Annotated in this window: 23 protein-coding genes, 2 tRNA genes and 1 riboswitch; of the genes, 7 read left to right on the forward strand and 18 right to left on the reverse strand. The window is 55.5% G+C overall.

The genetic code is table 11. The annotated features are described in order from the left end of the window. Nucleotides 1–18: 18 nt before the first annotated feature. Nucleotides 19–1,974 (reverse strand): TonB-dependent receptor plug domain-containing protein, encoded by a 1,956-nt coding sequence (locus WEU32_RS07935; protein ID WP_406851533.1) that lies wholly within the window; start codon nt 1,972–1,974, stop codon nt 19–21. 132 nt (nt 1,975–2,106) lie between these two features. Next, nucleotides 2,107–2,311, reverse strand: a riboswitch (cobalamin riboswitch). A 37-nt stretch (nt 2,312–2,348) separates the two neighbouring features. Between WEU32_RS07935 and cobU the strand changes: the two genes are divergently transcribed. Then, on the forward strand, nt 2,349–2,873 hold the full coding sequence (cobU, locus tag WEU32_RS07940; RefSeq protein WP_406851534.1) for a bifunctional adenosylcobinamide kinase/adenosylcobinamide-phosphate guanylyltransferase: 525 nt from the start codon (nt 2,349–2,351) through the stop codon (nt 2,871–2,873). 85 nt (nt 2,874–2,958) lie between these two features. Here cobU and WEU32_RS07945 read toward each other — a convergent pair whose 3' ends face one another. The 5 genes from WEU32_RS07945 to clpX all read right to left on the reverse strand — a co-directional run bounded on the left by WEU32_RS07945 (nt 2,959) and on the right by clpX (nt 8,508). Continuing rightward, nucleotides 2,959–3,936 (reverse strand): zinc-binding dehydrogenase, encoded by a 978-nt coding sequence (locus WEU32_RS07945; RefSeq protein ID WP_406851535.1) that lies wholly within the window; start codon nt 3,934–3,936, stop codon nt 2,959–2,961. Between the two features lie 138 nt (nt 3,937–4,074). After that, a tRNA-Val gene (locus WEU32_RS07950) sits at nt 4,075–4,151 on the reverse strand. A gap of 53 nt (nt 4,152–4,204) precedes the next feature. After that, on the reverse strand, nt 4,205–4,480 hold the full coding sequence (locus tag WEU32_RS07955) for an HU family DNA-binding protein (RefSeq protein ID WP_312137185.1): 276 nt from the start codon (nt 4,478–4,480) through the stop codon (nt 4,205–4,207). Nucleotides 4,481–4,583: 103 nt separating this feature from the next. Further along, nucleotides 4,584–6,983, reverse strand: coding sequence for an endopeptidase La (gene lon, locus WEU32_RS07960; protein ID WP_406851536.1), 2,400 nt, complete (start codon nt 6,981–6,983; stop codon nt 4,584–4,586). A gap of 256 nt (nt 6,984–7,239) precedes the next feature. Next, a complete protein-coding gene (clpX, locus tag WEU32_RS07965) occupies nt 7,240–8,508 on the reverse strand; it encodes an ATP-dependent Clp protease ATP-binding subunit ClpX (protein WP_312137181.1) in 1,269 nt (422 codons plus the stop codon). 206 nt (nt 8,509–8,714) lie between these two features. On the opposite strand from clpX, the gene WEU32_RS07970 reads away from it, so the two are divergent. Next, the gene (locus WEU32_RS07970; protein ID WP_406851537.1) at nt 8,715–9,365 is read left to right on the forward strand and encodes an HAD-IB family hydrolase; all 651 of its coding nucleotides are present in this window, start codon (nt 8,715–8,717) and stop codon (nt 9,363–9,365) included. Between the two features lie 4 nt (nt 9,366–9,369). Here WEU32_RS07970 and WEU32_RS07975 read toward each other — a convergent pair whose 3' ends face one another. From WEU32_RS07975 to tig, 5 genes are all read right to left on the reverse strand, one after another. After that, on the reverse strand, nt 9,370–9,690 hold the full coding sequence (locus WEU32_RS07975) for a hypothetical protein (protein ID WP_312137178.1): 321 nt from the start codon (nt 9,688–9,690) through the stop codon (nt 9,370–9,372). A 44-nt stretch (nt 9,691–9,734) separates the two neighbouring features. Continuing rightward, entirely contained in the window at nt 9,735–10,268 is a 534-nt protein-coding gene (locus WEU32_RS07980) for a cytochrome b (protein ID WP_406851538.1), read from the reverse strand. A 101-nt stretch (nt 10,269–10,369) separates the two neighbouring features. Further along, nucleotides 10,370–11,011: an ATP-dependent Clp protease proteolytic subunit gene (locus WEU32_RS07985; protein WP_167177776.1), complete on the reverse strand. Its 642-nt coding sequence runs from the start codon at nt 11,009–11,011 to the stop codon at nt 10,370–10,372. 108 nt (nt 11,012–11,119) lie between these two features. Then, nucleotides 11,120–12,046, reverse strand: coding sequence for a hypothetical protein (locus WEU32_RS07990; protein WP_406851539.1), 927 nt, complete (start codon nt 12,044–12,046; stop codon nt 11,120–11,122). Between the two features lie 115 nt (nt 12,047–12,161). Then, nucleotides 12,162–13,505 carry a trigger factor gene (gene tig, locus WEU32_RS07995; protein ID WP_312137170.1) on the reverse strand — a complete coding sequence of 448 codons (1,344 nt, stop codon included), beginning with the start codon at nt 13,503–13,505 and terminating at the stop codon, nt 12,162–12,164. Nucleotides 13,506–13,676: 171 nt separating this feature from the next. Between tig and WEU32_RS08000 the strand changes: the two genes are divergently transcribed. After that, nucleotides 13,677–14,378, forward strand: coding sequence for an MBL fold metallo-hydrolase (locus WEU32_RS08000; protein WP_312137169.1), 702 nt, complete (start codon nt 13,677–13,679; stop codon nt 14,376–14,378). Between the two features lie 144 nt (nt 14,379–14,522). Continuing rightward, complete coding sequence (locus tag WEU32_RS08005; protein WP_406851540.1) at nt 14,523–14,765, forward strand: general stress protein; 243 nt, start codon at nt 14,523–14,525, stop codon at nt 14,763–14,765. Between the two features lie 48 nt (nt 14,766–14,813). Here the strand turns inward: WEU32_RS08005 and egtD are convergent, their stop codons facing one another. The 7 genes from egtD to WEU32_RS08040 form a co-directional block, all read right to left on the reverse strand. Then, entirely contained in the window at nt 14,814–15,737 is a 924-nt protein-coding gene (gene egtD / locus WEU32_RS08010) for an L-histidine N(alpha)-methyltransferase (RefSeq protein ID WP_406851541.1), read from the reverse strand. After that, entirely contained in the window at nt 15,713–16,966 is a 1,254-nt protein-coding gene (gene egtB / locus WEU32_RS08015) for an ergothioneine biosynthesis protein EgtB (RefSeq protein ID WP_406851542.1), read from the reverse strand. Before egtB ends, egtD begins: the two co-directional genes overlap by 25 nt. An 84-nt stretch (nt 16,967–17,050) precedes the next feature. Beyond that, nucleotides 17,051–18,262, reverse strand: a complete 1,212-nt coding sequence (locus WEU32_RS08020) for an acyl-CoA dehydrogenase family protein (protein ID WP_406851543.1) — start codon at nt 18,260–18,262, stop codon at nt 17,051–17,053. A gap of 112 nt (nt 18,263–18,374) precedes the next feature. Beyond that, nucleotides 18,375–18,677 carry an SCP2 sterol-binding domain-containing protein gene (locus WEU32_RS08025; protein WP_312813137.1) on the reverse strand — a complete coding sequence of 101 codons (303 nt, stop codon included), beginning with the start codon at nt 18,675–18,677 and terminating at the stop codon, nt 18,375–18,377. 121 nt (nt 18,678–18,798) lie between these two features. Then, nucleotides 18,799–19,479 carry a TorF family putative porin gene (locus WEU32_RS08030; RefSeq protein ID WP_406851544.1) on the reverse strand — a complete coding sequence of 227 codons (681 nt, stop codon included), beginning with the start codon at nt 19,477–19,479 and terminating at the stop codon, nt 18,799–18,801. A 198-nt stretch (nt 19,480–19,677) separates the two neighbouring features. After that, on the reverse strand, nt 19,678–21,030 hold the full coding sequence (locus tag WEU32_RS08035; protein WP_406851545.1) for an ammonium transporter: 1,353 nt from the start codon (nt 21,028–21,030) through the stop codon (nt 19,678–19,680). 382 nt (nt 21,031–21,412) lie between these two features. Then, nucleotides 21,413–21,504: transfer RNA gene (locus tag WEU32_RS08040), tRNA-Ser, on the reverse strand. A gap of 140 nt (nt 21,505–21,644) precedes the next feature. On the opposite strand from WEU32_RS08040, the gene WEU32_RS08045 reads away from it, so the two are divergent. The 3 genes from WEU32_RS08045 to WEU32_RS08055 are packed head-to-tail and all read left to right on the forward strand — an operon-like array spanning nt 21,645 to nt 25,578. Further along, nucleotides 21,645–23,195 carry an exopolysaccharide biosynthesis polyprenyl glycosylphosphotransferase gene (locus WEU32_RS08045; protein ID WP_406851546.1) on the forward strand — a complete coding sequence of 517 codons (1,551 nt, stop codon included), beginning with the start codon at nt 21,645–21,647 and terminating at the stop codon, nt 23,193–23,195. Beyond that, nucleotides 23,138–24,649: a lipopolysaccharide biosynthesis protein gene (locus WEU32_RS08050; RefSeq protein ID WP_406851547.1), complete on the forward strand. Its 1,512-nt coding sequence runs from the start codon at nt 23,138–23,140 to the stop codon at nt 24,647–24,649. The genes WEU32_RS08045 and WEU32_RS08050 overlap by 58 nt, the downstream gene beginning before the upstream one ends. Beyond that, nucleotides 24,646–25,578: a glycosyltransferase family 2 protein gene (locus WEU32_RS08055; RefSeq protein ID WP_406851548.1), complete on the forward strand. Its 933-nt coding sequence runs from the start codon at nt 24,646–24,648 to the stop codon at nt 25,576–25,578. The genes WEU32_RS08050 and WEU32_RS08055 overlap by 4 nt, the downstream gene beginning before the upstream one ends. Nucleotides 25,579–25,603 lie beyond the last annotated feature (25 nt).

Consider the following 25,603-nt stretch of genomic DNA (forward strand, 5'->3'; position numbering starts at 1 on the left):
CCTTCATTCTGACCGAAATCAGAATTTGACGCGGACACCACCAAAGACACCGCGACCGGCGGTGCCATAGTCCTTGGCCGTTTGGTACTCTTCGTCGAACAGGTTTTCGACGCGACCATACAGTTCAACCTGATCGCTGACCGGATAGGCCAGACGCAGATCAACCAAGGTGTACTCATCCATCACCACGGTGTTGGCGTCGTTGTTGAACGTCTCGCCCGAATAGCGGACGGCGAGTCCGGTCTTGAAACCGCTGGCCCAACGATAATCGGCCATCAGGTTGCCCATGTGCTCCGGACGGCGCGACAGGTGCTTGCCTTGGTTTGCACCCGAAGCCATCTGGGCGTCGGTCCAGGTGTAGTTGGCCGTAACCGACAGAGCATCCGTCAACTGGATCGCGGTGCTGAACTCGACACCTTTGGCCTCGGTTTTGAGGGCATTGGCATAATAGCCCCAGCGATCGACGCCATTCACTTTACACAGCGGATCGGGCGAACCGGTCGAGCAGCCATTATAGCGGATCTCGTTGTCAGCCTCACGGTTGAAGTAGGTGAGGGTGACACTGGCGCGATCAAACAGTTTTTGCTGAACGCTGAGTTCCCATGCATCAAACTCTTCGGCGGCCAAGGTCAGGTTACCGTATTCGCTATACAGCTCGTACAGACCCGGAGCGCGGAAGCCCTGCCCCCAGCTGGCGCGCAGCAGGGTATCGCCACCATTCGGGGTCCATGCCGCAGCGACCTGACCCAGCAGGTTGTCGCCGTATTGGGCATGGTCGTCATAACGCAGGCCACCCGTCAGGGTCAGACCTTCAATCGCGGTCCACTGAATCTGCGCATAGGCGCTGTCCAGATCGGCATTGCCCTTCACATAGGTCGGATTAATCGACCAGTCCGATGGTGAACGGGTGCGCATTTCCGAACGTTCGCTCTCGATACCGAACGTCGTATTCAGATTGTCGGAGAATGCGAACGTGCCCTGATATTCCCAACGACGGTTTTCGCCCTTGGCATCAAAGGTCAGGGTCTGAATCTTGTTGTCGGGGTTGTAGTTGTCGCGGTCGGTCGTGGTCTGGGCGTAACCGATACGGTTTTGCAGACGACCTTCAAACAGTCCGAAATTCAGACCTGCATAAGCGACCAGTTCACGGGTTTTGCTATATTCACGGCTATCGACACCCCAGCCGTCAAAATCATTTTGGCCATCCGACCAGACGCTACGCAGATCAAGGGACACATCGTCCGCCAGCTTCACATTCAGGCGGCCCGACAGGCTGGTATTGGTATAGCCGTCGTCTTCGCTGCCCAGAGCATAGGCCGAATAGCCGTCCGTATCGTAACGGTTGGCCGCCAAACGCCAGCTTACACGGTCATTGGTACCGCCAACGGCTCCGCGGAAATAGGTGGTGCCGTGCGATCCGGCTTCCGCCGAGGCATTGCCTTCAAATGCCGAGCTCGGCTCTGCGGTCACGATATTGACCACGCCGCCAATGGCTTGGCTGCCCCAAAGCGTGGATTGGGCACCGCGCAGAACTTCGATGCGCGAGGTATCGCCAACCAGCAGGTTGCCGAAGTTGAAGCCACCTTGGGTAGAGGAGGGGTCGTTCAGCTTTACGCCATCGATGATGACGACGGTGTGGTGGCTTTCTGCGCCACGGATGCTGACACCCGTAGAGGTGCCAACACCGCCATTGCGGTTATAGCTGACACCCGGTGTCTGGACGAGCAGTTCCGAAACAACCGGCGTTTGGGCGTTTTCAATAGCCGCGTGGGTCAGGATCGTTACCGAGGCACCAACGCGCTCAACGGGTTGGGCCGAACGGTTCGCGGTAACCACCACATCTTCCACGGCGGTCGCGCCGGAGCGGCCGGCCACGTCAGGAAGCGAAGCTTGTTGATCAGCTTCGTAGGCAAATGCGGGAGAAGCCGCGAGGAGGGCGGCAACAGCAATCTGTACAGTCGTAAGACGACGCATCTATGTATCCCATAGCAATGCAAACGCCGCCGCCTGCATAACCATGAGCCATGCAGAAACGACCGCGCAAGCGGGTTAAAATCCATGGTCGTCACGCGAGTTTCCTCGACCACCCGGCACATCCCGACCGCGTGGAGAACGACGACGTCAGGCAGGTCTCCTGGCTTGCGGATCAATGCCGGTGCGCGTCGCCTTCCCAGCATCGAGGCCGTAGCCTTTTCGATGTCCAGTGGCGTATGACGCGCGGGCTAGCCGCTTACAGTTGCGGGAACAGCCGGAGTTTTTAACTCCGTTCCCTTTGAATCCCCGTAGGGGAACCTGACGCAGGATTGCCACTAGGACGGCTTGTGGTTCAGGTCAACCGGAGAGAAAACATGGGTCGTATTCTGGTGCTGGGCGGCGCACGTTCCGGCAAAAGCCGTTTTGCGCAACTCAATGCTGAAAAAGCCGCCAAAACGACCGGCCAAACGCCCGTAATGATCGTCACGGCACAGGCCTTTGATGACGAGATGCGCGACCGAATCCAGCAACACCAGAATGATCGCGCAGACCGCTGGCAAACTATAGAGGCACCGATGGCGCTGGCCGAAAGTCTGCGCCATCTGTCACGCGACAGCATTGTGGTTGTTGACTGTCTGACGCTCTGGCTGACCAACCGGATGCTAGCCGAGCATGATCTAGCTGAAGCCGTATCTGAACTTGTGGACGCAGTGTCTCTTTGTAAGGCCGCACGTTTATGGCTGGTCAGCAACGAAGTCGGCTGGTCGCTTGTACCCGAAAATCCGCTCGGGCGCCGTTTCAGAGACGAAGCCGGACGTCTGCATCAACAACTGGCTGCCGTGTGTGACGACACATATCTGATTGCTGCCGGAATGAAGCTGAAGCTGGAGCCATTCTAATAGCTCATCATTTATTGCGCATAATATTCCTTAGGCGATTTACATCATCCAGCTGGATTGTTTGATTTTAGCGCTCATACCTATCTTAAGGACGCAAAAGTACCTTGCCGGACTTGCCTGGGGCTAAGGATGCTTTCACAGCATCGGAAATTTGGGCGAGATCGAACACAGCCTCTACGGGTAGCTTCAAATCTCCGGACACCACCAGCTGCAACAGTTCGCCGATCAGCGCGGCGCGTTTTGGTGCTGGCATGGCTGCGCTGACCTTTGAACCCCAGAATCCTTTGACGACCGCCTGCTTAAAGATGACGTCACCGGACGGTATCTGCATCGGCTCGCCGGCCATGGTACCGAACGAGACCAAAAGCCCGTTCTCGCCAAGCAACCCCATCAGGTCGCCACTCGCCCGACCGCCTATGGAGTCCACAGCGGCCTTGATTGGAGCCTCGCCGATAATAGCCTTCACCTTGTTCTTCCAGCCATCCAATGCGGTTGAAACCACATTATCGATGCCGAGTTGCGATAATTCATCGACACCGGCATCACGACGGACAAGGTTCACAACATTAACGCCGCGCGCTTTGGCCAGCATGGCAAGCGTCTTGCCAACGGCACCATTGGCCGTGTTCTGGATCACCCAGTCACCGCTTTCGACGTTTAGGAAATCCAGCAACGTGATCGCACTAAACGGCATGGCAATAAGCTGCGCAGCCGCTTCGTCAGGAATGGCGTCCGGAAGCGGTATCAAGCCGCCCGCGGGGGCTAGAAAATATTCTGCCCAGCTTTCATGAACGCCGGCAACGGCCACGCGTTGCCCCAAGGCAAAGCCTGTCGCATCGGGACCTAATGCATGCACAATTCCGACAGCCTCACTGCCCCCAACTGCGGGCAACGAGGGTTTATAGCCATATTGTCCCCGCACCGTCCAAAGGTCGTGATTATGGATCGGCGACAGAATGGTCTTGATGCGTACCTGCCTTGGGCCTGGCTCGGGAATGGGCCGATCGCCAAGCGTTAGAACCTCGGCCGGTTCTCCGAACGTGTGATGGACAGCGCTGCGCATGACAGTCTCCGATAGGCAGTATTTAACTGGCATCGATCCTGTTTAGGCCTCAGCCTACAAGACACCATTCAAATATCCTTGATGTTTCAGAAGTGCCATTTCCAAACACAAAAAAGCCCGCCTAAGCGGGCTTTTAAATGGTGGGCGGCGAGGGGTTCGAACCCCCGACCCCCTCGGTGTAAACGAGGTGCTCTGACCAGCTGAGCTAGCCGCCCATTCCCGCGTTGCTGTTGCAGCGCTGCGAGGCGGTCTCTTTGCCCATATTCGGCTAACCATTCAAGAGGCTTTTTAATCCTTCCCCAGCTCTAAATCGTGCCGTGCGCGATGCGGGGCGATGAATCGTCTCGCCAGTCCGGGGATTTCGGGCATTTCCGGCGGAACGCTCTGAAATAAAAAAACTTCCAAAACCAACAATACGGACGTCTTTTCCCTCTTTCAGGCGTTGTCCGATCTGGTCAGTCACCGCTTCCAGAGCCAATTTGGCCTGATCGCGTGAGATACCGGCCGCGTCGGCCATGCGTCCAATCAGTTCTGTCTTGCTCATAAACTCCCCTCCTCCGTTTCTGATTTTTCAAAAGCCTAGCATCAATCACCCATAAAAAAATGCGGCCCGCCGAAACGGACCGCATTTCTATTTTTATAATCGCTTAGTGGCTGACCGATGCTCCGCCACCCGTTGCCGGACTAGCGGGTGCGGGTGTCAGAGGTTCTGCCTCTTCATCCCATTCCACGGGAACAGGCGTACCGGTCAGCGCCCATTTCAGAGCCTCATCCGCCGTAGAAATCGGGATGATTTCTAGTGCAGCCTTCACGTTTTCCGGCACATCCTCAAGATCCTTTTCGTTCTCTTGAGGGATCAGAACCGTCTTAACGCCTGCACGCAGAGCCGCAAGCAGCTTTTCTTTCAGGCCACCGATTGCCGTAACACGCCCACGCAGGGTGATTTCCCCCGTCATGGCAATGTCCTTGCGGATAGGAATGCCTGTCAGCACCGAAACCATGGCCACCGTCATGGCCACACCTGCCGACGGACCGTCCTTTGGCGTTGCACCGTCCGGAACGTGAACGTGGATGTCGGTCTTCTCGAACATAGGCGGTTTTACACCGATGCTGAGCGCGCGACTGCGGACATAGGAGGCCGCCGCCGAGATCGATTCCTTCATCACGTCGCGAAGATTGCCCGTCACAGTCATACGACCGCGACCCGGCATTTTAAGTGCCTCGATGGTCAGAATATCGCCACCGAACTCGGTCCAGGCCAGACCGGTGACGATACCGACCTGATCCTCGGCCTCGGTCTCGCCGTGACGGAACTTACGCACACCGGCATATTCTGCCAACTTGGCCGCATCGACCGTGATCGACTTGGCCTTGGTCTTGGCCATTTCACGTACAGCCTTGCGAGCCAGACCACCCAGAGCACGCTCAAGATTACGAACGCCCGCTTCCCGCGTGTAATAGCGGATCAGGTCGCGGATGGTGTCTTCCGGCACAACCAGCTCGCCGTCCCTGAGTGCATGGTCTTTCATCTGCTTGGGCAGAACGTGACGCTTGGCGATCTCGACCTTCTCGTCCTCAGTATAGCCCGAGACACGGATGATCTCCATGCGATCCAATAGAGGCTGGGGCATGTTCAGGCTGTTGGCCGTGGTGACAAACATCACAGGCGACAGATCGTAATCGACTTCCAGATAGTGATCGCCGAACGTGTTGTTCTGAGCCGGATCCAGCACTTCGAGCAAAGCCGAAGACGGATCACCACGCCAGTCGGCACCCAGCTTGTCGATTTCGTCCAGCAGGATGAAGGCGTTGGTGGTTTTCGCCTTCTTCATCGACTGGATGATCTTGCCCGGCATCGATCCGATATAGGTGCGGCGGTGACCACGAATCTCGGCCTCGTCACGCACGCCGCCCAGCGACATGCGGACGTATTCACGGCCCGTTGCCTTGGCGATGGATTGCGCCAGAGAGGTCTTACCGACACCCGGAGGACCAACAAGGCACAGGATCGGGCCCTTGTGCGAACCCGTACGGGCTTGCACGGCCAGATACTCGATGATGCGTTCCTTGACCTTCTCCAGACCATAATGGTCCGCTTCGAGAATGGCCTCGGCTTTTTCCAGATCGATCGGCTTGGCCTTGGTCTTGCTCCACGGAATCGAGAGCAGCCAGTCCAGATAATTACGAACCACGGTCGATTCCGCCGACATCGGCGACATGTTGCGCAGCTTCTTGAGCTCGGCATCAGCCTTGATGCGGGCTTCCTTCGACAGGCGAGCCTTGGCAATGCGCTTTTCAAGCTCCATCAGCTCGTCGCGCTGATCATCGGTTTCACCCAGCTCGCGCTGGATCGCCTTCATCTGCTCGTTCAGATAATATTCGCGCTGTGTCTTCTCCATCTGACGCTTCACGCGCGAGCGGATTTTCTTCTCGACCTGCAGGACCGAGATTTCGCCCTCCATCAGGCCATAGACCTTTTCGAGGCGCGCCGGCACGCTGACGGTTTCCAGCAGCGACTGTTTTTCAGCAATCTTCACGGCCAGATGCGCGGCCACGCTGTCGGCCAGCTTGGACGGATCGGAAATCTGCGGGATGGAGCTGAGGGCCTCAGGCGGCACCTTTTTGTTCAGCTTCACATAGTTTTCGAACTGTTCGATTACCGCACGCAGCAGGGCTTCGGACTGAGAGGGATCGCCCTGCTCGTCTACAATCTCAACAGCTTCGGCTTCGTAATAGTCTTCACGGTCGGTATAGCTGAGCAAGCGCGCACGCGACTTGCCTTCGACCAGAACCTTTACGGTTCCGTCCGGCAGTTTGAGCAGTTGCAGAACGCTGGCGACGACACCCGTCGGATAGATGGCGTCCGTGGCCGGATCGTCGTCGGTCGAGTTCTTCTGGGTGGCGAGCAGGATCTGCTTTTCACCCTTCATGATTTCGTCGAGGGCACGCACGGATTTTTCGCGGCCGACAAACAACGGCACGACCATGTGCGGAAAGACGACGATGTCTCTCAACGGCAGGACTGGGAGGATTTTGCTCTCGGTCATGGTGCTTACTTTCTGGGGCCTTTGTGAATCTCCGGCCCGTCAAAGCCAATCAAAAGGAACAACTCGTTCCCCCTTCCCGACTCGACCCGCATTGCGGCATTTCGGAAGATTATGTGGGACGTGCGGCCGCAGGTTCAAGCTTAACGCCGGATTGGCCCACAGAAGTCTAAGTCCCAGCGGGTTCATAGGGCCATATATGCAACAAGGCGGCCCGTTTCCGAGCCGCCCTGCAACATTTTCAATGGCATTGTACGGCTTAGGCTGCCGGGTCGGCCTTTTTCTTCTTTGATTCTGAGTAGATCAGCAAAGGTTGGGCGCGGCCTTCGATAACCTCTGCATTGACCACCACTTCTTCCACACCCTCGAAGCTGGGCAGGTCGAACATGGTTTCCAGCAGCACGCCTTCCAGAATGGAACGCAGGCCACGGGCACCAGTCTTGCGAGTGATCGCCTTCTTGGCCACCGCCGACAAAGCATCCTCGGTGAAGGTCAGATTGACGTTCTCCATCTCGAACAGTCGCTTGTACTGCTTGACCAGAGCATTCTTAGGCTCGGTCAGGATGGTGATAAGCGCCGCTTCGTCGAGGTCTTCCAGCGTGGCCAGAACAGGTAGACGGCCAATGAATTCCGGGATCAGACCGAAACGCATCAGATCATCAGGCTCGACCTCCTTGAGGACCTCGCCCATACGACGCTCGTCGATTTCCTTGACCTTGGCACCAAAACCGATCGAGGCCCCTTCGCCACGAGCCGAGATCACCTTTTCAAGGCCGGCAAATGCACCGCCGACGATGAACAGGATGTTGGCCGTGTCCACTTGCAGGAACTCCTGCTGCGGGTGCTTGCGACCACCTTGCGGCGGAACCGAAGCCACGGTGCCTTCCATGATCTTCAGCAGAGCCTGTTGCACGCCCTCCCCCGACACGTCGCGGGTGATGGACGGGTTGTCGGACTTGCGGCTGATCTTGTCGATTTCGTCGATATAGACAATGCCGCGCTGGGCACGCTCGACATTGTAATCAGATGCCTGAAGTAGCTTCAGAATGATGTTTTCGACGTCTTCACCGACATAACCGGCTTCGGTCAGGGTCGTAGCGTCGGCCATGGTGAACGGCACATCGATGATGCGCGCCAAGGTCTGGGCCAGCAGAGTCTTACCCGAGCCGGTCGGACCGATCAGCATGATGTTCGACTTGGCCAGCTCGACGTCGGAATTCTTCGTCGCGTGGTTCAGGCGCTTGTAGTGGTTGTGTACGGCAACCGACAACACCTTCTTGGCGTGCGATTGGCCGATCACATAGTCGTCCAGAACGTCGCGAATCTCTTTCGGTGTCGGAACACCGTCCTTCGACGTTTTGAGCGTAATCTTCTGTTCTTCGCGGATGATGTCCATGCACAGCTCGACGCATTCATCACAGATGAACACGGTCGGGCCCGCAATCAGTTTGCGGACCTCATGCTGGCTCTTTCCGCAGAAAGAGCAGTAGAGCGTGCTTTTGGCGTCGGTACCGGCGGCTTTGGTCATAGACCCATCTCACTCTCCGCCATCTCCACCGGGATTGGGGGAAAAGGCGACTTCCTTGATGTTAGACACTAGAATCTAACCATCAAAGTCTTCAAAAAATAACAATCACCCATCAGAGGTTCCGCCACAAGCCCGATTAGCGAGCGTGGCGTACTTAAACAGCCACTCTATGGGTCATAATGCGGAACATAGTTGGAAAGTCACAAATGGGTAATCCTGACGCAAAGCGCCAGCCCTCTTTTCGCACGAGCGAACGACCTAAGGAAATCGTAGCGTTTGATTTCGATGGCACCCTGTCGATTCGCGACAGCTTTACCGCATTTCTGAAATGGCGTGTTGGTCCAATGGTCTGGGCCGCGGGTTTGGTACAGCTGATCCCTGCTGCCCTGCGGTATGTAGTCGATCGTGATCGCGGAGCCATCAAAGCCGCATCGGTTGACCTGTTTTTGAAAGGCTTGAGCCGTAAACAGATCAGCGACGAAGCCGAACGGTATGCCAGTGCGATCTATGACCACTTCATGCGTCCAGACGCCCTCGCCTGCTGGGAAGAATGGGGCAAGAAGGGTGTGCATCGCGTAATCGTTACTGCTTCACCCGAAACGACTATCGAACCGTTCGCGCGCCGCCTGAAAGCGGACAACCTGATCGGCACCCGTTTCGAGTTCGATGCTGATGACAATCTGACAGGCCGTTTTTCGACGCCGAACTGCCGCCGTGAACAAAAGGTCCTGCGTATCCGCGAAGTCTATGGCGATGATGTGCGCATTCTTGCTGCCTATGGCGACACATCTGGCGATGAGCAAATGATCGAAGCGGCAGAGGAAAAGGGCTTCCGGGTTTTCACCGGCCGCCCCTGAATGTTCAGTATCCCTTGGCGTCCACCGCAAAGCTAACTGCCTTTCCTCGAGAGGCTGGCTCCCAGCCTGCCTCGAGGATGGAGCGGACGCTGGTTTTTACAACATCCAGATCAACTTTTTGCTTTTCGAGGTTTGGAGAACCGTTAGGGCGGTAAACCATCGGGTACTCAACGATAGCCTCACGCTTGTAATCCTGATGTCGAAGGGTGATTGCCATCCCTTCCCATTCGCGTTTGCCTACGGGACGCGGCTGGCGGCGTAGCTCCCAGACATAGATCTCGCCATCGACCTCTACGGTCCCACTGGTGTCGTTAGTGTACTGCATAGGCGGCCTGATAGCATAAAAATGGCGTCAGGCCGCCATGAGCTTTAGGACATGCGTTTGAACGTATCGTCCTTCCAGACAAACTGGTGAAATAGAGCCATTCCCAGATGTAGAACGATCATCGCTAACAACATCCAAGCAAGCTCTCCATGCCAGTCACCGCCCAGCTTGGTCATCCATTCGATCTTATCGTGACCGCCCTGCATGATCGTAAGACCAAAAGCCTCAAAGGGACGGCCCGAACCATATTGGCGGATTAGAGCGACGCTTGGGACAAACAAAAGCAGGCCATAGAGAACCACATGGCCAGCCACAGCCATTTTGCCAATCAGGCCAGTATGTGCCCTAGGTCTGCGCGACAGGTTCAAAAGTCCCCAAACCGCACGAACGACTGCCAGGATAAACAGCAGTAACCCCACGGGCTTGTGCGTGGATCCAATCGCATCAGTGAACGAGGTTTCTCCCAAGACCTCACCAGCGATTACGGCACCCAACTGCCACAGCAAAAGCAGAGCCATGCCCCAATGCAGTATGCGCGTTACCAGCCCATATTTCAGACCGTTATCCATCAGACCCATGCGTCACACCCTTCATCGAATCCTGATTGTAGAGCAAACATGATTCGGGGCAGCAAGGTGAACCCTGCTGCCCCGAACAATCAAACCGTTCTGCCGTAAACTTAAGGTGCTTTCACACCGTCAGCATCGGCTTGGATGCGGCGGTCATAGACATGGTCCACGATCCCCCAGGCCTTGGCTTCTTCGGCGGTCATGAAGTGATCGCGGTCCAGAGTGCGCTCTACTTCCTCATAGGTACGGCCGGTGTGATGCACATAGATTTCGTTCAGACGACGCTTGGTGGCGATGATGTCTTCAGCGTGGCGTTCGATGTCCGAGGCCGTACCACGGAAGCCGCCCGAAGGTTGGTGAACCATGACGCGGGCGTTTGGCAGAGCAATACGTTGCCCCGCTTCGCCTGCCGTCAGAATCAGCGAACCGGCCGAAGCCGCCATGCCCATCACCACGGTCGAAACCGGTGACTTGATGTACTGCATGGTGTCATAGATCGCCAGCGCCGAGGTCACCTGACCGCCCGGACTGTTGATATACATGCTGATTTCCTTCTTCGGGTTTTCCGATTCAAGGAACAGCAGCTGGGCGCAGATCAACGAGGCCATACCGTCCTCGAACGGACCGGTCAGGAAGATGATCCGCTCGCGCAGCAAGCGTGAAAAGATGTCAAACGCCCGCTCGCCACGGCTGGACTGCTCCACCACCATAGGAACGAGGTTGTTGGAGATGTAATCGATCGGATCGCGCATGTTGGCCTTTTCGAGAATCTCGGGGCGACTCAAGATCGCCCGTCTTAGAGTTCAGGATATCACTACACGACACGGGCGACGCAAGGCCAACAGCACACAATATGTCGATTAAGACGATACGGCAGCTTTAAGCCCGTGCCGTGCTCGGTCCGAAGGTTCTCTCACATGCGCCTTATCTCGCGCCTGTCGGATCAAACTCATCATTTCGTTCTGTTGCTGCAGACGGATCGGCTGGTTCAATCGGGCACTATAGAGACTTGTCAGATACTCGCGGTCCCATTCAGTAAGCCCTCTTACTTCGGGATTACCCGCCAAGAGCGTTAGAACCGAAGGATAACCACTGAAGTCGGCGGCATCATCGACCTGCGCAAACGATACCATCGAAACATAGTCCGCCACTTGAGTGAAATTTAAATCTTCCAGTTTGGAAAGGTCGAGAACGACCATCACACGATCTATATCGTGACGCAGTTCTGTACGCAGGCGCGATGCGCCGCCTGTAACGATAGGTGCCTGCTCGCCTGGTAGGCGCGCAGCTCTTTGGCCCGTTCGTGCATCCACAGGTGTTGCGACATGCCACCAACGGATAGCCTGACTACCGTCAGTGAAACGGTTTAACGCCTGATTGCTCCGGGTCATTCCGCTGCCACCGGGATCGAAAAAGCGTCGTTTCCGCTCAACTAGCCCCTTGGCAAGAGCGTTGCCATCGTTCGTAGCGACCACCAATATATTCGGACGACAGCCGGGTTGGCCAGGCTCAAGCCCAACATCTAATGCGTTTTGTGAAACGCGATCAGCAATGGCTTGTGCCGCGGCGGGGTTCAGATTGATCACCCCTACACAAACTTCGCGATAGAAACGTGCGGTCTGAAGCGAACGCTCTGGAGGCGCAATATCTTCAATAAAATCCCGCATCAGCTCATCTTGAGAACGAGCAGACACGACGACATCGTCAACCTGCGTAACTTCCTGTGCTGTGCTCTGCCCTCCTAATGTCATGGCGGCTAGGGCAGTCAGTACTGAGGATTTCAACATTAAGATGCTCCAACGATAACAGCATTATACATCGCCACCGGGGAGTCATGAGTTACAAAAAAGAAAGGGCGGAGCATAAGCCCCGCCCTTCCCAATCTTTAAAGAAGAAAGCCGATTAGGCTTCGTCTTCATCCTTCAGCAGCTCTTCTTTGCTGATCGGGGTATCGGTCACGTCGGCAACCGAGACGATCAGGTCGACGACCTTCTCTTCGTAGATCGGGGCGCGCAGTTGAGCGGCTGCGTTCGGGTTCTGGCGGTAAAAGTCCAGCACCATACGCTCTTGGCCCGGATAGTTGCGGGCTTCGGCCATAATGGCGTTCGACAGCTCTTGGTCCGACACGGTCACGTTGTTGGCGCGACCGATTTCGGCGAGCACGAGGCCCAGACGCACGCGGCGCTCGGCGATCTTCTTGTACTCGGCTTTGAGTTCGTCTTCCGACTTCTTGGCGTCATCTTCCGGCAGGTTGCCAGCTTCCTTGTCAGCCGACACCTGAGCCCAGATGCCTTCGAACTCGGCTTCCACCATCTTCGGCGGCAGCGGGAAGTCGTGTCCTTCGTCCAGTACGTCCAGCAGAGCGCGCTTCAGCTTGAAGCGAGCTGCGCCAGCATATTGCTGGTTCAGGTTTGCCTTCAGCAGTTCTTTCAGCTTGTCCAGCGACTCAAGGCCGATACGCTTGGCGAACTCGTCGTCGATAGCGGTTTCGGCTTCAGCCTTGATAGCCTTAACGGTGACGTCGAAAGTCGCAGCCTTACCGGCCAGATGGGCGGCTTGGTATTCTTCCGGGAAGGTGACCTCGATGGTCTTCTCTTCACCGACCTTGGCACCCTTGAGCTGCTCTTCGAAGCCCGGGATGAAACGACCCGAGCCGATAACCAGATCAGCATCGGTTGCAGCGCCACCGTCGAACTCGACGCCGTCGATCTTGCCGACGAAATCGATGGTCAGTTGATCGCCATCAGCGGCCTTGACGGTCTTGCCCTTCTTGTCCTCGTAGGACTTGGCTTGCGAAGCCAATTCCTTAAGGGCCTCGTCCATGTCTTCTTCCGAAGCTTCATAGGTCGGGCGCGACAGCTTCAGGGTCTTCGGATCAGCCGGGGTAAATTCCGGCATGACTTCCAGCGACATTTCGTAGGTCAGGTCTTCGCCACCGGCGATAACCTTGTCCATGTCCGAGATCAGCTTCATCTCGGCCGGAGCAGCCGGACGAACCTTCAGCTCGTCCAGAGCGCCCTGGCTGGTCGAGTTCAACTCGGCATTGATGATTTCGCCCATCAGGTCGCGACCGAAGGTCTTCTTGACATAAGAAGCCGGCACCTTGCCCGGACGGAAGCCCTTCAGCTTCATCTGGGGGGCGACTTCCTTGATACGGGCTTCAAGCTTTTCGTTCAGCTCGGCTACCGGAATGGTCACCGCGATCACGCGGCTGAGGCCTTCGTTCGACTTTTCGACGACTTGCATGGTCGGATATCTGACGCTCTGGGGCGACGCCCGAAAGGCGCGCGAGTGGAATACGCAAAAGGACCGCCCACTGCAGGCGGCACCTCGAAGCCCGCCCTTATGTAGATAAGGGGCGCTTACGTCAACGCGCGGCGGGTTTCTTTGATGGCCTGACAGCGCTATTTCACGGATATGAACCAGCAAACTGCACCGATTGGCGTTCTCGTCAGCCCCGTTACACCGCTTCAGCAGAACTGCACCATTGTCTGGTGCACCAAAACTCTAAAGGCGGCAGTCATTGATCCTGGCGCGTCGGCCGAGGCGCTTTATGCAGAGATTCAAAGGCGCGGCCTGACGTTGGAAGCTATCTGGATCACGCATGGGCACCTTGACCATGCGGGTGGCGCTCAGGATTTGCAGAACATTTCAAAGGTGGAAATCATAGGTCCGCACAAAGCCGATCTGTTTTGGATAGAAGCGATTCCCGAACAGGGTCAGAAATGGGGATTGCCCGATGCGCGTAGCTTTACCCCTACCCGCTGGCTGGAAAACGGCGATGTTTTGAGTTTGGGTGAGACACGCTGGGAAGTTTATCACTGCCCCGGTCACACCCCCGGCCATGTGATCTTTTTTAATCGTGAAGCGCGATTCGCTCAGGTGGGTGATGTTCTGTTTAAAGGATCAGTAGGACGGACTGATTTCCCGCAAAGCTCGCATCAGGATCTGGTGAACTCGATCGTCAGTCGCCTATGGCCGCTGGGCGATGATGTCACCTTCATCCCAGGTCACGGCCCCCATTCGACCTTTGGTCATGAACGCCTAAGCAATCCTTTTGTCGGAGATGCGATTGTAAAAGCAGCGAGCAAGGCTGGAAACGTTTCAGGACCGTCATAGATTACAACAAATTAAAACTAATATTTCAAATAGATGACCCTAACATCACGCTAAAGTTGAAAATTTGAAATCACTGCAAGGAACCTTAGCCATCCTTGTCTCTTCTTTCCTGTGAGCCGCATAGTTTCAAGAGGAGTTCTTAGTATGGCCGATCCAGTGCAGAGCAAACCGTCGGGCATCTCCAAGCGGGGATTTGCATCTATGGACCCGGCGCGTCAGCGCGAGATCGCCCGTAAGGGAGGTGCCAGCGTTCCATCTGAAAAGCGTAGCTTTTCTCAGGATCGTTCTCTGGCCGCGCAAGCTGGACGCAAAGGTGGCGAAGCCTCACACGGCACTCGCAATAAAGACGCCGTCAAAGTCCAGCCCGAAGATCGGAAGCCTAACTAAGGCAGATTTCAAAGAACATCCTTGCAGGGCGCTGTGAAAAACAGCGCCCTATTCTGTGGGCTGCAATAAGGCCAAAGCGACACAGGGGGCAGCAGAGATGCGCATTTCACGCAGTGTCCAACCACTCGCTTCAGCCAAGGCCTGCACACGTGCGCGATCAAATTTATGAGAGTTTTCTGTGTGCAAAGTTTCGCCCGCCTGAAAGAGAAACTTTTGGCCATCTAACTGGATGTTTTGATCTTTCAATGACTCCAGATGCATTTCGATACGCGCTTCTTTGTCATTCCAAACGGCGCGGTGGCGAAACGCGTCAGTGTCGAAATCTGTCCCAAGTTCACGATTGGCGCGGTGTAACAGGTTCATGTTGAAGGCAGACGTCACGCCTTGCCTATCGTCATAGGCCGCAAGCAGCGTTTCTCGATCTTTAACGAGATCGATACCCAGAATAAACAGACTGTCGGAACCTAACATTCGACGCGAAGCGATTAAAAGCTCGACTGCGGCTTGGTGGTCCAGATTACCGATCGTGGAGCCGGGAAAGAAACCGATGCGTCGGCCCTTGGGTAAATCATCAGGCAGGTTCGGTAAATTCTCGAAATCACCCGATACCGGCCGGATATCCAGTTGAGGATAATCTCTGCGTAATGCTCGGGCTGCAGCCTCAAGCGCAGTTTCGCTGATATCCAGTGGTACATAGGCCGCAAGGTCAGATATGGCGTCCAGCAATATGCGTGTCTTTGCACTCGCACCTGAACCAAGCTCAACCAGCACAGCATCCGTCCCGAATAAATCCAGCCACAGAGGAATGGTCTGTCGCAGCAGAGCCTTTTCCTGACGTGTCGGATAATATTCGTCGAGCTGTGTAATCTGTTCGAATAACCGCGACCCTTCGGCATCATAAAACCATTTGGGAGACAAGGATTTCGGTGATGCCGAAAGTCCTGCGATCAGGTCACTTCGAAAAGTTTGCATTTTGCCCCTTCGGTTGAGGGCATGTCATGAGCCAGTCTCAGACCGCAGAACGCCCACCGTTGTGATGGATAATAGAAATTACGATATGAATGGCGCAGGTGGTCGCGTGGCGTTGCAAAACTGCCCCCCCGCAGGACCATCTGGTTGACCATGAACTTTCCGTTGTATTCCGACGCTGTTCCTTCGGTCGGGCTAAACCCCGCATAGGGCGCGTAGGCAGACTGGGTCCATTGCCAGACCTCGGTATCCAGATTGCCAAATGCGTTGCCGCTCTGGTGCGCAGCATGCTCCCATTCCGCTTCGGTTGGCAGTCTTGCCCCCGCCCACCGGGCGTAGGCATCAGCCTCGTAATAGCTGATGTGGCGTACGGGAGCAGAAGGATCCAGATCACTCGGGCCTATCAGGCTATAGGTCGTCCAGCCTGTATCGCTCGCCTGCCAATAGGCAGGGCTATCCCAGCCTTTTTGACACCGCGTCGCCCAGCCATCCGATAGCCACAACGCCGGATTGCGGTACCCGCCATCTTTGACAAAAACCAGCCAGTCTTCATTGGTGACCAAATCCGCATCCAGCGCATACGCGTTCAGCCAAACACGTTGTACCGGCATTTCATTATCAAAAGCAAAGCCCTCAGCCTTTGATGTGCCTATAACGGCCAGCCCTTCCGGAAAGGCGATCTTGCCGTCTTTTGAGGGCGCTAGAGGAGCGGTACGTGGCTCTCTGGACCAAACGGATGGCTTCAAAGGATTTAATGAAAACAGGTGCAATGCATCCTGAAGTAACAATTCCTGATGCTGCTGTTCGTGATGTAGCCCTAATTCGAAGAGGTAGCTCTCTGTAGCCGATAAGGGCTCCGTAAGACGGGTTGCTATTCTGCGATCGACTTCATGGCGATAGGATAAGACCTGAGCCAAGGATGGACGGGTCATCAGGCCGCGATCCGACCTTGCTACGCGCGGGCCTAAGGCTTCGTAATACGAGTTAAAAAGCGTTTGAAAATGTGGATCGACGGGACGGTAATCGCCCTGCCTTGCTAGGACCATCGCCTCGAAGAACCAGCTGGTATGCGCCAGATGCCATTTCGTAGGGCTGGCATCCGGCATGGACTGCACCGCCATATCCTCTGGCGAAAGCGATCTAACCAGATCAAGGGTCCTTGCCCTGACGCGCTTGTATCGCTCGAACGCTAGGGTTGAAGCGAGCGGAAGGGGGCTTGGAGCTGACGGCATCGGTTCCCTCTGTCCTTGGGCCCGTCATTGGACCCGACAGAAGGAACGCGATGCGAGCATGACCTGTTCCGAAAAAGCTCTAGCTTAGTGACCAGCCTGTACAGCACGAGCCGCATATTCCAGTCGCGCAATCGTGCGATTATGGACTTCATCCGGACCATCCGCGATGCGCAATGTCCGCACGGTGGCGTACAATTCCGCCAGAGGCGTATCGCCGGAAACACCGGCTCCGCCAAAGGCCTGAATGGCATCATCAATGACCTTCAGCGCCATGCGCGGTGCCGCCACCTTGATCTGGGCAATCTCGGACCGTGCACCTTTGGCACCGACCTCATCCATCATCCATGCGGCCTTCAGCACAAGCAGGCGACACATTTCTATCTGGGTACGTGCCTCGGCCACACGTTGCTCCCAAACTGAATGTTCGGCCAGTGCCTTGCGGAAGGCCACACGGGTCAGCAGACGGTCAACCATCAGTTCCAAAGCACGCTCGGCAGCTCCGATCACGCGCATACAGTGGTGGATACGGCCAGGTCCGAGGCGGCCTTGGGCGATTTCGAACCCCCTGCCCTCGCCGGCTATCAGGTTTTCAACCGGAACCCGCACATTTTCCAAAACCACCTCGGCGTGCCCAATGGGTAGTTCGTCATAGCCGAAAACCGACAACATCCGCTCGACACGAAAACCCGGCGTGTCGACCGGCACAATGACCTGACTTTGCTGCTGGTGAACCGGCGCATCGAAATCTGTTTTACCCATCACAATCGTCATAGCCAGATTGGGGTGCGCCATGTTGGTGGACCACCATTTACGGCCATTGATGACATAATGGTCGCCATCTTTGTCGATGCGCGTTTCAATATTGGTCGCGTCTGACGAAGCGACCGCCGGTTCTGTCATCAGGAACGCCGAACGGATATCGCCCGCCATCAAGGGTTTAAGCCAAACGTCCTGTTGCTGTGCATTTCCATAGAGGTGCAGCACCTCCATATTGCCGGTGTCGGGAGCATTGCAGTTAAAAACCTCGGCTGACCACAGGTGTCGCCCCATCATTTCGGCAAGAGGCGCATAGTCCTGATTGTTCAGTCCAGCTCCATGTTCTCCCGGAAGGAACATATTCCATAGGCCGGCCGCCTTGGCCCTCGCCTTTAGCTCCACCATGACCGGAGACATCAGCTTGGGATTGGCGCGTATTGAGGCGATGTAGGCGTCTTCTTGTGGAATAACGTGGTCCTGCATGAAGCGAGACAGCTTTTCCTGCCAAGCTAGCGAACGGTCAGAAAAACGAAAATCCATGGCATATCCCCCGTAATGATCTGCCCCGCTCTTTGTTGGCGGTTTGCGGCAAAGAAAAAGGCGCGGCCCCTTGGGTGCCGCGCCTTCACATTCTGCCTAAGCGGCCAAAGGATCAACGACCCTTAAGCAGCGGAGCCAGTTTTTGGGCCAGCATCATGTCGCCCGCGACCTTCAACTTGCCTTGCATGAAGGCCATCATCGGATCCAGACGGCCTTCGGCCAACGCCAGGAAGTCATCCATTTTCAGCGACACAGTGGCGTCAGCAGCATTATCGTCATTCGAAACGGTGTTGTTGATGCCGTCGATGAAGATCTTGCCAGCGTCACCAAGGTCCAGCTTGATGGTCTTGCCGAAGCCGCCATTGGCGTTGATGGCTTCTTGGATTTTTGCAGTGATTTGAGCCAGATCGGCCATGAGCGTCATCCCTTAGACGTTGATGTTCAAGAGCTAGCGACTCATAGCCCCCATGCCAAGATCACCTAGGGTAAGACTTCGGTGATTTCCGCACTATTTTCATGAATGAAACTAGGAAACCCTAAAATGCTACGCCCAGAGTGGCCGCAAGCCGAGGATCGGTCAGCGGTGAACTGACGGATGCATCCCAATAACGGACATCCAGCGACAAGGTTTTCGTCAGGTTCACCCCCATGCCTAGATTCCATGCCGTATAATCAGACGTCACATCCACAAACTGACGCCCGACACCGCCCGAGACGCTCCAGCGATCATTGAACTCATAGCCTGCGTTCGCTTCCAGATATGTTGCTGTTTCATCCACCCCATAAAAATCCGGAGAGTAGTGGACTGCTGCTCCAAGCGTTAGCTTGTCAAAGCTATGAGATGCCGCCGCCTTGAACTCGACGAAATCGTAATCTGAACCGGACGGGGCCCCTACATAGTAATAGTAGATCACGCCAACATCCCAATCGACGGTACCTGATGTGCCGGTCAGACCGGCATAAAAGTCCCACTCCACATCCGTGTCATCGCTAAAATCGACCGTCGAGGCCCATGTGCCAGCGTAAAAACTGCCATAGGTAAGATCGACACCACCTTGAACAGCGGCACCCTCGTTTGACTGGCTGGCCCCTCGCCAAACATAGTCATTGGTTACGGTCGCATTGAACGAAAACTCCGGTACCGCGTCTTCGGCACTGACCGTTCCGGCTAGACCGACTAGACCGGTTATAACAAGGCTGCACATAAACTTTTTCATGACTGTATCCCCTGGTCATCATTGAAAATCAGACACACAAACTCCTCCGGCAGCGCACAACGCTGTCGGGGGCATTCGGCTACACACTGCGAGAAAATGGCGTGTCGGAAGGCTGTGGGAGGACAACCTCCCGACACGTCTAGAATAAGAATCAAATGATCCGGTTGCCGAAACCCATAAGGCTCTCGACCAATACGCTTACGAAGCTTCCAGAGCCTCACCGTGCAGGTGCGTGTCTAGGCCTTCGTCTTCGACCTCTTCCTTCACCCGCAAGCCAGTGGTGTATTTGCAGATCAACAGTACGAACAGAGTGCCAATAGCGCTCCAGACGATTGTCCAGACCAGCCCCATGAACTGGGCCCAAACGGTGGCACCTGCTGACAGGTCATTCACAGCTGTCGTTGCAAACACACCCGTAAGCAAAGCCCCCACCAGTCCGCCCGCGCCATGCAGGCCAAAGGCATCAAGGCTGTCGTCATATTTAAGTAGCTTTTTGAGCCACACCGACGAGACATAACATACCGGACCGGCGATCAGCCCGATAATGACCGCGCCCTTTGGGTCTACGAAACCGGCGGCAGGTGTAATCGCGACCAAACCGGCGACCACGCCCGACAGCACACCGATCAAGGACCATTTGCGTTTTTCGATACGTTCAATGAATTTCCAGCTCAACGAACCCGCTGCAGCTGCCAAAAGGGTATTGATCAGTGCAACCCCCATCAAACCATCAGCAGCACCAGCCGAACCCGCATTAAAGCCAATCCAACCCACCAGAAGCAGCGAAGCCCCGATCATGGTCAAAACCGGATTGTGCGCTGTAATCGGCTCTACGCCATAGCCCTTACGGGCCCCCAGGAACACGGCACAGACCAGACCCGCTACGCCCGAGTTGACGTGAACCACAGCACCGCCTGCAAAATCCAGAACGCCTTCTGCGCCAAGGAAGCCGCCACCCCAAACCCAGTGGGCAATCGGCGAATAGACGATCAACGACCACAGAGCTATGAACAGGAGCAGGCCCGAATATTTTATCCGCTCTGCAAAGGCCCCTGTGATCAGAGCTGGCGTGATGACAGCAAAGGTCAGCTGGAACGAAATCCAGAGATATTCCGGTATCCCCGGCAGGATAGAATATGCCGTATTCTTGGTGACCCCGTTCAAGAACAGGGCATCGAAACTACCGATAAACCTGTTCAACCCCTCATCTGGATTGACACCAAAGGCGATGGTGTAACCGGCTATAAACCAGACAAGCGTCACGACGGCAAAAGCGGCAACGGACTGGGTTATGGTCGCAATGACGTTCTTGCGGCGCACCATACCGCCATAGAACAAAGCCAAGCCCGGCAAGGTCATCAGCAATACGAGCGCCGTCGAAGTCCCCAACCATGCCGTGGAGGCCTCATTCAACTCGAGTAGAACCTGATGTGAAAACAGCGCCGGAGCCTGCTCCGACGCTGTTGTAGCGGTTTCAGTTATAGTTGCAGCGGTTGCTACCGCTGTGGACACACCTTCGGGTGTTACAGCTGCAAGCGCAGTCCCTGCCATAAGAAGTCCGGCAGCAAGACAGCCAAGGGCAATCAGACCGGGCCTCGTTTTGATTAATAGCGTCACTTGAGTATCCCCTCTTCGTTTACGCATGTGCGAAATATTCATCGCAATTGCGAAGCCAGCAAGCGAAAAAACGAGGGTTACTGAAAATATTTTACCCTAAGGACACGCACGCTCCCCGTCAGAGCATGTTTCAATCTGGTGCAGTCAGGCCGCGAAAAATAATTACCTCAAGAACTCCCGTTCCTTGTGTAAGCCACCGAAGGCCGCGTTTAGAAAAAGAGGGAAAAACAAGATCCCGAGCGCTTTAAATACGCATCATCATATCCGAGCCTCGGGTCAGGCACCGGATCGAATATTTGCAGATCTGGAAAAGATCTGGCGGAGACGGAGGGATTCGAACCCTCGGTACCCCTTACAGGGTACGACGATTTAGCAAACCGTTGCCTTCAGCCACTCGGCCACGTCTCCGGCAGGCGGCGTAGGTAGCCCGTAACTCTCGGGTATGCAACGGGGTTTTCAAGAAATCTTCTCTGTTAACCCCACGTATAGGCAGGCAAGTCAGATTTCATCGTGATCCAGGCTGCTTTTATGCGCCGGACGGGGTGAAAATGAGCATGTTTATGAAAGTTCGGGTGGGAGATGAGATTCAAAACGAGTCTGTCCACTCGACAATGGCCGAATCAAATGCGCTGGATGCTTCGGTGCCGCATATGCGTCGTGGACCTTTTCGTCCCGACGCCTGGGTCAATGCGCGCCAGCGCAACGCCCTGCGATTGCGTACCTTTTATTATAGAGGCTTGGACGTTGCCCTCACCGCCCTACTCACTGTTGGTTGGTTAACCTACCCCCAAGCGATTTCAAGCATTGGACAACTGACGATCACTCAGGCTGCGCCCTATGCCATAGGTTGGTTGTGCGCCCTGTGGCTCCTCATCAGCGCCAATCTGTACAATTTCGCTGCCGCAAGCCGCATATGGCACCATGCTATTTTAACGGCATTGATGACTGCTCTTGGCTTGCTGGCTGGATTGATCCTACAAGTCATCACTTCGCCTTCGTCGTCGACCGATTACCTGCTGTGGGCTGGCTTTATGTTAGTCGCCCTCACGGTTCTTCATCTGATCTGGGCATCGGTAGCAGCGCGTGGTCGTAAGAATGGTGCCTTGACACCAAACATCGTGCTGGTCGGTGCCACCCAGTATGCCGAACTATTGATCACTCAGGCGCTGGAGCGTCGCGACGTCAATATTCTCGGCATATTCGATGATCGTGCTGAACGAAGCCCCGCTTCCATCTGCGGAGTCCCGGTCTTAGGGCGTGCCAGTGATTTGCTGACACATCGTCTGACGCCCTATCTGGATTGCATTGCCTTGACGCTGTCCCCCGAGGCTGCCGAGCGGGTGGGCCAGCTCAAACGTCAGCTTTCAACCTTGCCAAACCGGATTGCGGTCCTGCTGCAAGGCGATGAACCGGACGCCGTTGAAATCACCCGCGCATTGGACAAACTTGCCTACACGCCGGTTCATTTACTGAACCCGCCCGCCAATGACGATCGTCGCGCCTTTTATAAGCGACTACAGGATCTCGTACTGGGATCTCTGGCCTTGTGTGCTCTGATGCCATTCTTGCTGATGATCGGCATATGGGTGCGGCTGGACAGCCATGGACCAGCCTTGTTCCGCCAACGCCGCCACGGTTTTAACCATGAAGAGATTGTGGTGTGGAAATTCCGGACCATGCATCATGATCACGCAGATTTCGCAGGCATCCGACAAGTCACGGCAAACGATGATCGTGTTACCCGCGCAGGACGCTTTCTGCGCGCAACCAGTCTGGACGAGTTGCCCCAACTGTTGAATGTCGTTCTAGGTCATATGAGCCTGGTAGGCCCTCGCCCTCACGCCATAGGCATGAAGACCGGTCAGGTCATTTCGGCCGACATCGTGGCTGAATACGCACACCGCCATCGCATCAAGCCCGGCATGACCGGATGGGCCGCTATCAAGGGGTCTCGTGGTCCCATGCACAACGCCTCGGATGTGCGCCGCCGCGTACAATTGGATATCGACTATATCGAGCGCCAAAGCTTCTGGCTCGATCTATGGATTATGGCGCAAACATTACCCGTTCTGTTGGGCGACAAGGTCGCAATGCGCTGATGTTTGTACGCGGGCTGCTGGGGTATTTACCCGCCAATATTATACAGGCGGTTGTAGGTGTTCTGACCATACTGGTCTTTACGCGCCTGCTGTCATCGACCGAATTCGGTATTTATGCGCTAGCCTTTTCTGTTGCCTCTCTGGCCCATGTCTTGATTTTCACATGGATCGAGGCAGCCATGGCTCGCTACTGGGCTGGCGAAGCAACCTCCGAAGGTTTGGCCAACCTTTATTCTACACTTTACAACACGGGGTTGCTGCTCAGCCTCTTGTTCATCCCCGCAGCGGTCGTCGTATGCCTTTGGGTTCCGCTGGGCATCGAAATGCGGATTGCCATGGCTATCGGTCTGGCGGGGGTGCCAATCCGTTGCCTGTTAAATATGATCAAGGTTGCCCTAAGAGCGCGCGGCGCTGTGCGTCAGGCTGCCGGTCTTGATATCTATTTCTCGCTCGCCGTTTTCATTCTGGGCATCGCCGCAGCCTGGCTTGGCCTTGGCGGAGCATCACCACTGGTGGGGCTACTGATCGCCCCGCTTTTGGCCCTGCCCTTTGCCCTGCCACTCGAGCGTGGGAAATTGTGGAGCGGGCGGTTCAATGCTGTTCGGCTTAAAAACTATATCGCCTACGGCTATCCTATTTCGATGTCGCTAGGCATGGCGCTGATCCTCGCCTCGACCGATCGCTTTATGCTGGGCTGGCTGATGAACGAAGCCGCCGTCGGGGCCTATCACGCCAGTTACAGCATCGCGAACCGCACGCTGGACATCATCTTTATCTGGCTGGGAACGGCAGGCGCACCCGCCTTGGTTATGGCTCTGGAAAAAGGCGGAGCCCGCGCATTGAAACTGGCCGCTGTTGACCAGGCCCGTATCCTGATGCTGGTGACCTTGCCCGCAGCAGTTGGAGTGGCGCTCGTTGCGCGCCCTCTTGCCGAGGTGGTTATCGGACCAGAACTGCGAACAGCCTCGGCCATGGTCACACCGTGGATCGCGGCATCTGCTTTTTTGTCGGGCTGGTTATACTATTATTTCAATCAAGCTTTTACCCTCTCCAAGCGCACATCAATATTGTTGCTGACCATGGTTTTTCCGGCCATTGCCAATATTGGCCTGAACATGATCCTGATCGCTGAAATGGGATTGATGGGAGCCGCCATATCAACGGTGTTGGGTTATTTTGTCGGTGTTCTGGCATCAATCATTATGGCCCGCCGTATCATGCCAATGCCTATTCCGTGGAAGGACTTCATGTTGTGCGGACTTTGCGCCGCGGTCATGGCTATCGTCGTGGCCTGCCTGCCGCAGTTTGGCGGGTTTTTGGAACTGATGATCGATGCTGGTGTCGGTGGCATCGTCTATTGCGTTTTGGCCTATGGCACTAATGCAGGCGGCGTCCGGGACCTGTTGAAGAGAATCCGCAGCCTTCGGATCACTCCCGAAGAGCTGACACTATGATCCTGCATGCCAATGCCCGCTGGCCGGACGTCAAACCCTGTCTGTCAGTACTGGTACCGTTTCTGGGTGATGATCCCTCCCCACTTCTTCAGGCGCTTGAAGCGGAAAAAGGCGACCATACCAACCGCGTCGAGATCATTATTCTGGACGACGGGACCAATGACCCATCCCTGACCCGCAAGTTGCAAGATCTGGTCGATACGTCGCATCACGCCATTTGTTTGCTGTCATCGCCGAATAATCTGGGACGTTCAAAGGGGCGCAATCTGTTGGCTGCACAGGCGCGAGGCAGTAATCTATTATTTATCGACGCCGATATGCTGCCGGATCATCCTGATTTTTTACGCTTCTGGCTGGCCCATATCGATACCCAGTCCCCCGCGGCAAGCTTTGGCGGTTTTAGTGTCATCCAAGCCTCCAGCGCACCGGAATATGCCGTTCACCGCAGCATGGCGCTACGATCCGACTGTTTGCCTGCATCAATCCGTAGTCAACATCCTGAAAAACACGTTTTCACGTCCAACCTGTTGATCCGCAGAGATGTGTTCCTGAAAAACTCCTTTGACGAAGATTTTCAAGGCTGGGGTTGGGAGGATGTGGAATGGGCTATGCGCGTAACGAACGCCCATACCATTACCCATATCGACAACACGGCCACACATCTGGGCTTGGATACAGTCCCTGCACTCATGTCTAAATACAGGCAGTCGGCAGCTAATTTCGCTCGCATAGCTCATCTGCATCCTGAATATGTAGCCCGCTACCCGTCATACCGGATCGCAAAAATCCTCAGGGTTTTGAATTTGGCTACGCTCGTCCGAATGACCGCAAAACCGGTTGCAGCGGCTTCATTTTTGCCAGCTTCCATTCGCGGTATTGCTCTGCGCTTTTATCGTGCGGCGCTCTACGCCAAGGCACTAGGCACATGACACGGGCAACTGTGATTATCCCGAC

Source organism: Brevundimonas sp. BH3 (assembly GCF_045345115.1).
Classification (GTDB): Bacteria; Pseudomonadota; Alphaproteobacteria; order Caulobacterales; family Caulobacteraceae; genus Brevundimonas.